7 protein-coding genes are annotated in these 8915 nt (G+C 73.3%); 4 read left to right on the top strand and 3 right to left on the bottom strand.

The window, feature by feature from the left end; translation table 11 throughout:
* Positions 1-50: 50 nt before the first annotated feature.
* Positions 51-992 (bottom strand): LysR family transcriptional regulator, encoded by a 942-nt coding sequence (locus AB8Z75_RS27630; protein ID WP_369206641.1) that lies wholly within the window; start codon positions 990-992, stop codon positions 51-53.
* 163 nt (positions 993-1155) lie between these two features.
* Between AB8Z75_RS27630 and AB8Z75_RS27625 the strand changes: the two genes are divergently transcribed.
* Together AB8Z75_RS27625 and AB8Z75_RS27620 are read left to right on the top strand one after the other, a co-directional pair.
* Entirely contained in the window at positions 1156-2643 is a 1488-nt protein-coding gene (locus AB8Z75_RS27625) for a 3-hydroxyacyl-CoA dehydrogenase (RefSeq protein WP_369206639.1), read from the top strand.
* Between the two features lie 67 nt (positions 2644-2710).
* The gene (locus AB8Z75_RS27620; protein ID WP_369206637.1) at positions 2711-3868 is read left to right on the top strand and encodes an acyl-CoA dehydrogenase family protein; all 1158 of its coding nucleotides are present in this window, start codon (positions 2711-2713) and stop codon (positions 3866-3868) included.
* Between the two features lie 77 nt (positions 3869-3945).
* Here the strand turns inward: AB8Z75_RS27620 and AB8Z75_RS27615 are convergent, their stop codons facing one another.
* Entirely contained in the window at positions 3946-5058 is a 1113-nt protein-coding gene (locus AB8Z75_RS27615) for an isoaspartyl peptidase/L-asparaginase family protein (protein ID WP_369206635.1), read from the bottom strand.
* A 442-nt stretch (positions 5059-5500) separates the two neighbouring features.
* Here AB8Z75_RS27615 and AB8Z75_RS27610 point away from each other — a divergent pair, with 442 nt between their 5' ends.
* Entirely contained in the window at positions 5501-6232 is a 732-nt protein-coding gene (locus AB8Z75_RS27610) for a hypothetical protein (protein WP_369206633.1), read from the top strand.
* A gap of 14 nt (positions 6233-6246) precedes the next feature.
* On the opposite strand, the gene AB8Z75_RS27605 is transcribed toward AB8Z75_RS27610, so the two are convergent.
* Complete coding sequence (locus tag AB8Z75_RS27605; protein ID WP_369206631.1) at positions 6247-7620, bottom strand: PucR family transcriptional regulator; 1374 nt, start codon at positions 7618-7620, stop codon at positions 6247-6249.
* 588 nt (positions 7621-8208) lie between these two features.
* Here AB8Z75_RS27605 and AB8Z75_RS27600 point away from each other — a divergent pair.
* The gene (locus tag AB8Z75_RS27600; RefSeq protein WP_369206629.1) at positions 8209-8826 is read left to right on the top strand and encodes a hypothetical protein; all 618 of its coding nucleotides are present in this window, start codon (positions 8209-8211) and stop codon (positions 8824-8826) included.
* Positions 8827-8915 lie beyond the last annotated feature (89 nt).

Genomic DNA, 8915 nt, shown 5'->3' with positions numbered 1-8915 from the left:
GGGGTGGGCCGCGCACGCGGCAGCAGCGCCCCGGCGCGCGGAAGGGGAGCTCATGCGGGCGGCCCGGCCACCGCGCCGTCCTCGGCGGTTTCCGGGTGGCCCTGCGGGGTGGGCAGGGTTTCGCGGGCGACGTCCAGCACGCTGCGCAGCGCCGCCGACGGGTTGTCCGCGCGCCACGCCAGCGCCGAGCGGAGCAGCACGGGAGCGCCCGCCAACGGGCGGTAGACGAGCCCCGTCTGCTGGATGTGGGTGCAGGAGGTGAGCGTGAGAGTGACGCCGACGCCCATGGCCACCAGCGCGAGGATCGTGTACGAGTCGGGGGCCTCCTGGACGACGCGCGGCAGGTAGCCCGCGCGTTCACACGTGAGGAACGTGACGTCCCGCAGGCTGGAGCCGGCGTTGGCGGGGAAGCTGACGAACGGTTCGGCGGCCAGGTCCGCGACGGCGATCCGCTCCTGGCGGGCCAGCGGGTGGTCGGAGGCGAGTGCGCAGACCAACTCCTCCTCGGCGATCACCCGGGTGCGGACGCCCGGCCTGGTCACCGGCGACCGGACGAAGCCGAGGTCGAGGCAGCCCTCCGCCACCTCGTCGAGGGCCCGGTTGGCGTACGTCTGGCCCCGCATCACCAGCGCGATACCGGGGTGCGCGGTGCGGACGGCGCGGGTGAGGCGGGGGAGTGTGGTGTGGCTGGAGGCGCCCGCGAAGCCGACGCTGACCCGCCCGGACTCGCCGCGGCCGGCCGCTCGGGCGAGCCGGGTCGCGGACTCCAGGTCGGCGAGGACCGTGCGTACGGGACCGAGAAAGGCCTCGCCCGCACCGGTCAGCCGCACCGACCGCGTGCTGCGCTCGAACAACTGGACGTCGAGTTCCCGCTCCAGCTGCCGGATCTGCTGGCTGAGCGGCGGCTGCGCCATCCGCAGCCGCTTGGCCGCCCGCCCAAAGTGCAGCTCCTCGGCCACGGCGACGAACGCGGCGAGGTAGCGCAGCTCCACGGCTCACTCTCCGCTCTTCCGGGCTTTCGGGCTTCCGCTCTTTCGGGCTTCCGGGCAACTGATCTGTTGTTCGTCTCAAAGAGACTCTAATTTGGTGGGGAAGCCAGATCAATGGGGCGCTGACAGCGGAGAGACCGCACCAGCCGCGGAGAGGGAGCCGTTCATGCGGATCAGGGTGGTGGGAGCCGGCACCATGGGGCGCGGCATCGCGCAGTGGGCCGTGGTGGCCGGGCACACGGTGGAACTCGCCGACGCCCGTGCCGCGTCGGTGGGCGAGGCGGTCGCCTTCGTCCGCTCCATGCTGGAGCGCGCCGCGCAGAAGGGGCGGATGAGCCGCGCGGAGGTCGACCGAGCGCTCGCCGGCCTCCTCGCCCTGGACTCGCCCCACGCGGTCCCGGACGGCGACGACGCGCCCGATCTGGTCGTCGAGGCCGTGATGGAGGACCTGGAGGTCAAGGCCGAGCTGTTCACCGGTCTGGAGCGGGTGCTGCCCGCCACCACCGTCTTCGCGACCAACACCTCCTCCCTGTCGGTCACCCGGATCGGCGCACGGCTGGCGGACCCGGGGCGCCTGGCGGGGCTGCACTTCTTCAACCCGGTGCCGCTGATGAAGCTCGTCGAGGTGGTCCCGGGCGCCGCGACCCGCACGGGCGTCACCGCGCGGCTGACGGAGCTGGTCGAGACGTCGGGGCACCGCGCCGTCACCGTCGCCGACACCCCGGGCTTTCTCGTCAACCACGCCGGACGCGGCCTGGTGACCGAGGCGTTCGCCCTGCTGGAGGAGTCCGTCGCCGCTCCCGCGTCGCTCGACCGGATCGCCCGCGACGTCCTCGGGCTGCGCATGGGGCCCTTCGAACTGATGGACCTGACCGGGCTCGACGTGACCGCCTCCGTCATGGAGACGGTCTGGACCGGCTTCCGCCACGCCGACCGGCTGCGCCCCTCGTACCTGACGGCCAACCGGGTCGCGGCCGGCCTGCACGGGCGCAAGACCGGTCGGGGCTTCTACGCCTACGGCCAGGGCGAGGCGGGGCCCGACGCGCCGGAGCCGGGGCCGGCGGGCGGCGACCCCGCGCGGGACGTCGCCGTGACGGGCGACGCGGCGGCCTCCCTCGCCACCGTGGCCGCACCCTCCGACACGTCGCTGGTCCTGGTGCCCACCTGGGGAACCTCCGTCGCGGCGGCCATCGCCGACGGCGGGCTTCCCGCCGAGCGCACCCTGGGTCTCGACCCGCTCTGCCTGGAGTCCCCGCGCCGGGTGCTGGCGGTCACGCCCGCGACCGAGGCGAGCGCCGTACGGGACGCGGTGGCCGTCCTGGCGCGGGACGGTGCGGCGGTGACCGTCGTGCGGGACACCGCCGGGTCGCCCGCCCAGCGGCTGCTGGCCTCGCTCGTCAACGTCGCCACCGGGATCGTCGAGCGCGGCATCGCCGCACCCGACGACATCGACGTGGCCGTCACCCTCGGGCTCGGCTACCCGCGCGGCCCCCTCGCCTGGGCCGACACGGTCGGCGCCGCCCGGATGCTCGCCCTCCTGCGCGCTCTCCACGCCGAGACGGGCGATCCCCGCTACCGGCCCACCCTTTGGCTGACGCAACGGGCCCGCCTGGGCCTGCCCCTGATCACCCCCATGGCGCCGCTGCCGGAATGAGGGACGCCCCCTCGAACCGTTGGCCGAGGGGGCGCGTGGCGGCCGGTTCGCAGACAGAGAGGAAGACATGGACCACCGGGATTTCGGGCTCAGCGAGACCCAGCAGGACATGCGCGCCATGGCACGCGACTTCGTGGAGCGCGAGGTCGTCCCGTACGCGCGCGAGTGGGACAGGCGGGAGGCGGTGGACCCCGGGATACCCGGGCGGCTGGGCGAGCTCGGCTTCCTCGGGCTGACCCTGCCCGAGGAGTACGGCGGGGTACCGGCCGACATGCTCTCCTACGTCCTGGCCACCGAGGAGCTGGGCCGGGGCGACTCCGCGGTGCGGGGCATCGTCTCTGTCTCGCTCGGGCTGGTCGCCAAGACGATCGCCGTGCACGGCAGCGCGGAGCAGAAGGAGCGGTGGCTGCCGCGGCTGGCGAGCGGGGAGGCGCTCGGCTGCTTCGGGCTCACCGAACCGGGGACCGGATCCGACGCGGGGTCGCTGCGCACCCGTGCCCGCCGCGAGGGCGGGGACTGGATCATCGACGGCGCCAAGATGTTCATCACGAACGGCACCGTCGCGCAGGTGGCCCTCACGTTCGCCCGTACCGGCGAGGAGGGCATCACCGCGTTCCTGGTGCCCACCGACGCGCCCGGCTTCACGGCCACCCCGGTCCACGGCAAGCTGGGACTGCGCGGCCAGGCCACCGCCGAACTCGCCTTCGACAGCGTGCGGGTGCCGGACACGGCCCGCCTCGGCGAGGTCGGCAGGGGGCTCGGCATCGCCCTGGGCACGCTCAGTCGCGGCCGGATCTCCGTGGCGGCCGGTGCGGTGGGTCTGGCCCAGGGCGCGTTGGACGCCGCGGTGCGCTACACCGCGGAGCGCGAGCAGTTCGGCAAGCCGGTCGCCGCCTTCCAGCTCGTCCAGGAACTCCTCGCCGAGTCGGAGGTCGAGATCCGTGCCGCGCGGCTGCTCACCCACCAGGTCGCGCGGATGGCGGACGCGGGCGCCTCGCCCAAGGAGTACGCCACCGAGGCCTCCATCGCGAAGTACCACGCCAGTGAGACGGCCGTGCAGGTCAGCAACAACTGCCTGCAGGCCTTCGGCGGTTACGGCTACATCGACGAATACCCCGCGGGCAAGTACCTGCGCGACGCCCGCGTCCTGACCCTCTACGAGGGCACCAGCCAGATCCAGAAGCTGCTCATCGGCCGGGCCCTGACCGGCGTCGACGCCATGTGACGCGGGGCGTGCGACGCGCTGCGTGTGACGACGGGGAGCGTGACCGCGCTCCGTGTGACGCGCGGCCGGTCACGGAATCAGGTGTTCGGCGGCGACTCGTCGGAGAAGATGCGGGTGACGAACTTCCCGTCCCGCGTGAGGTATCCGGTCAGCATGCCCTCGCTGCTGTGCGGCGCGTCGAAGGTGCCGTGGCGGTCCAGCGCGATGACGCCTCCGTCGCCGCCCAGCTTCGGCAGCCGCTTGATCAGCACCTCGTAGGCGGCGGAGGCCACGTCCTCGCCCTCGAACTCCATCAGGTTTGAGATCGTCGCGGTGGCGGCGCCGCGGATGAACACCTCGCCCGCCCCCGTGGCGCTCGCCGCGACCGTGCTGTTCTTGGCGTAGGTGCCGGCGCCGATGAGCGGCGAGTCGCCCACGCGGCCCGCCATCTTGTTGGTGAGCCCGCCCGTGGAGGTGGCGGCGGCCAGGTCCTTCTCGCCGTCCACGGCGACGGCGCCGACCGTGCCCTTGGTGGCGTCCTTGACGGGCTTGCCCGGGTCGCTGCCCTTGGCCTTCATCAGCTCGTCCCAGCGCCGCTGGGTCCAGTAGTAGTCCTGGGTCACCGGCTTGAGACCCTGCTGGAGTGCGAAGTCGTCGGCGCCCTGGCCGGCGAGCAGCACGTGCTTGGTCTCGTCCATGACCAGCCGGGCCGCCGTGATGGGGTTGCGTACGTGCTTGACGCCCGCGACGGCACCGGCCTTCAGGTCGGAGCCGCGCATGAGGGAGGCGTCGAGCTCGTGTCCGGCGTCCGCGGTGAAGACGGCGCCCTTGCCCGCGTTGAACAGCGGGTCGTCCTCCAGCACGTTGACCGCCTTCTCCACGGCCTTGGTGCTGCTGCCGCCCGCCTTCAGCACCTTCTGCCCGGCGCGCAGCGCCCGCTTGAGGCCGTCGCGGTAGGCCTTCTCCTCCTCGGGGCTGGTCTCGTCCCGCTTCAGCGCGGTCCCGGCGCCGCCGTGCACGGCGAGCACCACGTTGCGCGCGTCCGGCTTCGCCTTCCTGGCGGGCGCACTCGCGGCGGCAGCCGCCGTGGAGCCTTCCGGTGGGCTCTTGGCACTCCCGGGAGCGGCGACGGCCACGACGGTGAGTGTCGTGGCCGCAGCCAGCGCCGGGAGCAGCCACGAGCGGGTCCGAATCCGCGCGGGTGTGCGCATGTGCGGTCCTTCCTTCCGGCCGGTGACCTGGGAACGCGCGCACCCTACTGCGCGGAACGCGCCCCGCTGTAGAGGGCGTCGATCTCTTTCACGTACGTGGCGGCGCCCGCGCGCCGCGCGCCGGCGGCGGCCGTACGCGGAGCCCGCGGTGCTCAGCGGCGGATGAAGAATCCGCCCGTACCTCGCGTGCATTGCGCGCGCACAGACAAAGAAACGCGCCCACCATTTCCGTCGTCAAGAAATCAAGAAACCGCTGTTGCGCGACCGGTTACTCGCTCGTAGCGTTCCTTTTCACCGGGGCGCCGCCTTTCCGTCGGCGTCATGGCTCGCGAGTCGTACCCCCAGGCCGCATCGCGCGGCCGAGGACCCCGTGGCCGTACCCGAGGCGGCCACGGGGTCCGCTCATGCGCGTCAGCGCATTCCCCGAGACCCAGGAGCTGATATGAGACGCACGCCGTCCGCGTTCCCGGCCGACGCCCCCGCCGCCCTCCCGCGCTCCGGACGGTCGGCCCGACGTGCCAGCGTGGCCGCCGCGCTCGCACTCGGCTGCGTGGCACCCGTCCTCGTGACCGGCACCGCGCAGGCCGACACCGCACACGCCGGCACCACGCAGGCCGACACGGGTGCCGCCGCGACCCCCGTCCGCCTCGACTACCCCCTGAACGGCACCACCCACCTCTCCGGCCCCGGCAGCGACCTCACCCTCGGTCCCGGCACGCTGAAGACGTCGGCCGACCTGACCACCGGCGAGCTGACCGCCGAGACCCGACTCCCCGACGCGCCGGGCTCCTTCAAGGCGCTCGGTATCCCGATCACGGTGACCACCGAGTTCATCGAGGAAGAGCCCACGACCGGCACCCTCGACCTGAAGACCGGCGCGGTCGCCACCACCTCGCACCTCACCCTCCGGCTGAAGAACCTCAAGGTCGCCGGAATCCCCACCCCCGTCGGCCCGCGCTGCAAGACCAGGACCCCGGCCGTCATCGACCTGAAGTCCGAGGAGGGCTTCAACGTCTTCGCCGGCGGAAAGCTGAGCGGGACCTACACCATCCCCAAGTTCGAGCACTGCCTGCTGGCCACCCCGGTCATCAACAGCATGGTGCCGGGCGAGGGCAACACCCTCACCCTCACCCTGGGCAAGGCCACCCAGCCCCCGGCCACCGCCGCCCGGTAGCGCCGGGCTGACGCTCAGCCGCCCTCGTGCCCGCGGGGCATCTCCGGCTCCCGGCCCTGTGCGTGCGCACCGGCCGGGGGCCGTGCGGCGCCGGGGCGCCGCAGGTGCAGCGCCCGCAGTGCCAGCTCGGTGGCGAACCGCTGTTCGGGATCGCCGAGTTGGGCGCCCAACGTCTTCTTCAGCGCCCGCATCCGGTAGCGCACCGTCTGCGGGTGCAGGTGCAGCGCCTCCGCCATCTGCGCCGCCGTACCCCGCGTCGTCAGCCACGTCCGCAAGGTGTCGACCAGGCGCTCCCGCTGTCCCGTGGTGAGCCCGTCCAGCGGGGCGAGCTGCCGGGTGGCCAGCCGCTCGGCCAGCGCCGGATCGCCGGTCAGCCACAGGGTGACCAGATGGTCCTCGCACCGCACGACCTGCCGCTCGGGCAGCACCCCCGTCTCCATCAGCGACAGTGTCTGCCGCGCCCAGCGCAGCGAGTCGGCCGCGCCGCTCAGCGGAACGGTCACCCCGATCACCGCCTGGCGGCCCCCCAGCGCGGGCCCGAGCACCCCCATGCGCGCCTCGTCCACCTCGCCGGGGACCAGCAGGTGAGGGCGCGGATCGTCCAGGTCGGCCAGTACGCCGTCGACTCCCGGCAGGCGTAAGCGGTCCCGGGCGGCACCCGGCCGCAGCGCCACCAGGGTCACCCGTTCGGGTACGGGCCAGCCGACCCGCTGGGCGAGCTCCACGACGGCGGGGTGCGGCGCCGCGCGCCCCGGTTCCGAGGCGGGGGCACCACGGTGCGCCCGGCGGGTTTCGGGGCCGGGCGCCGCACCGGCGGGGCCCGGCATGTCCGCTGCCGCGGAGCCCGCCAGGATCAGCCGCAGCAGCCGTGAGCGCTGCGACTCCCACGCGTCGTCCCTGCCGCCTCTGGCCTCCACATACCCCTCGCGGCACAGCGACTCGATCACGTCCGCGTAGGCGAAGACCGCGTCGGCGAAGGCGACGATCAGCGAGGCGGGCAGGTTGTAGCGGGTGCCCACGCCGGTGGCGCGGCGCAGCCCCACCCGGGCCCCGATGCGCAGCGCCGACTGCAGACAGTGCAGCCCCCGCCCCTCGTGGGCCTCCAGCCGGCCGAGGCTGCGGCACAGCGCGTCCCGCTGCGCCGTGGACGCCGCCGGGTCCGCGACCAGTTCGACGAAGGTGGTGAGGTTCTGCCGCACGCAGTGCAGCAGGACCGTCCTGCTCGGCCCCTCCAGCAAGGGGCCGTACTCGGGCACCGCCCGGCCGATCTCCTGCACCATTTCGTCCGCCACGGCGGGCAGTTCGGGCCACATCACGGAGGCCAGTTCCTGGGGGAGCGGGCCCGGCGCCTGAGCGCGGGGCTGGGACGCTGCTGCTGTGTGCACCATGGACGTGCCCTCCACTGTCGGCCTGCGTCGGTCAGACGAGCCAACCGGCCAAGGTGGGGGACGAGTCCGGCCTCGTGCGGCCGGGTGCGGCCGGCCGCCTGTCGATGGAATCGTGCACTCCGCTGCCGTGCCGCGTGGGGGCGGCGCCTCGCGTCGGTGGCGTACGGCATCGGCGCTCGTGCACGGGAGACCTTAGACCAGCGGGCGCGGCGGCGCAGCCCCTCGGAAACGCGGGAGATGGCCGGTACACGCGCGAGCCACCACGCTGCCACCGCTGCCGGGCTCCGTCACCAGGGCGGAGCCGGAACGCGCACCTGATGATGAACAGCGCGCCGCGAAAACGCCTTCGACGCGCATGTGGTGACAAGAAATCCGGCCTTCGTGAACCGGCCCCTCACTTCTTGCGCCGAGGTATTGCACCGGCGCATTACCAGTGCGTAACGTCCCGTCGTGCCAGCCCTCGAAAAGGGCATACGGAAAGTGGCGTGGCGCAGCATTTCGTGCGATGAGCAGCGGCTGTGCCGAGAAAATCGCCCCGGTGCGGAGCACAGCTCTTCAGGATCACACATCCAGTGGAGGGAATGTCACGTGCGCAAATTCACCAGACGGGCCGCGGTCGCGGCCGTCGCCGCAACCGCGGCCCTTGGCTTCTCCGCCGCCTCAGCCGCCGCCACCTCGGCCGGCACCTGGACGGTGACCCCGGGCGGGGCGTTCTCGGCGAACGCCTCCCAGCCGACCCTGTCGGTGCCCAACGCGCAGCTGGTCTGTGCGAGTTCGGACGCCGGCGGCGACCTCAAGACGGGTTCCGGCAACGCGGGCGCGGGCCTGGGCAGCATCGACTCGCTGACCTTCTCCGGCTGCTCGCTCGCCGGCATCAGCTTCGACGTCACCGTCTCCAGCCCGCTGAGCATCAACGCGGAGTCCGTCGACCCGAGCAACCCCGACCGGGTCATCGGCTCCATCAGCGGCATCACCGCCTCCATCTCCGACGCCGACGGCCTGTGCACCGCGTCCTTCGCGGGCCCCGGCGGCGGCGACGCCACGGTGACGGGCTACTTCGACAACGCCACCCACCAGCTCGTCGTCAACGGCGGCAACCTCCAGGCCACGGAGGCCAACTGCCTCGGCCTGATCAACGCCGGCGACTCCGCCATCTTCAACGCCGCCTACGACACCGACCCGGCGCAGACCATCACAGCGGACTGACGCCCGGGACCCGCACGGCCGGCCGACGTCCGGCAGGCACCCGACCGGCCCCCGCCGCACCCGCACACCCCGTGCGGGTGCGGCGGACC

It is taken from the genome of Streptomyces sp. PU-14G, from assembly GCF_041028275.1.
Lineage (GTDB): Bacteria > Actinomycetota > Actinomycetes > Streptomycetales > Streptomycetaceae > Streptomyces.
Note: the sequence above shows the minus strand (reverse complement) of the source record. Positions and strands in the feature narration are given on the sequence as shown.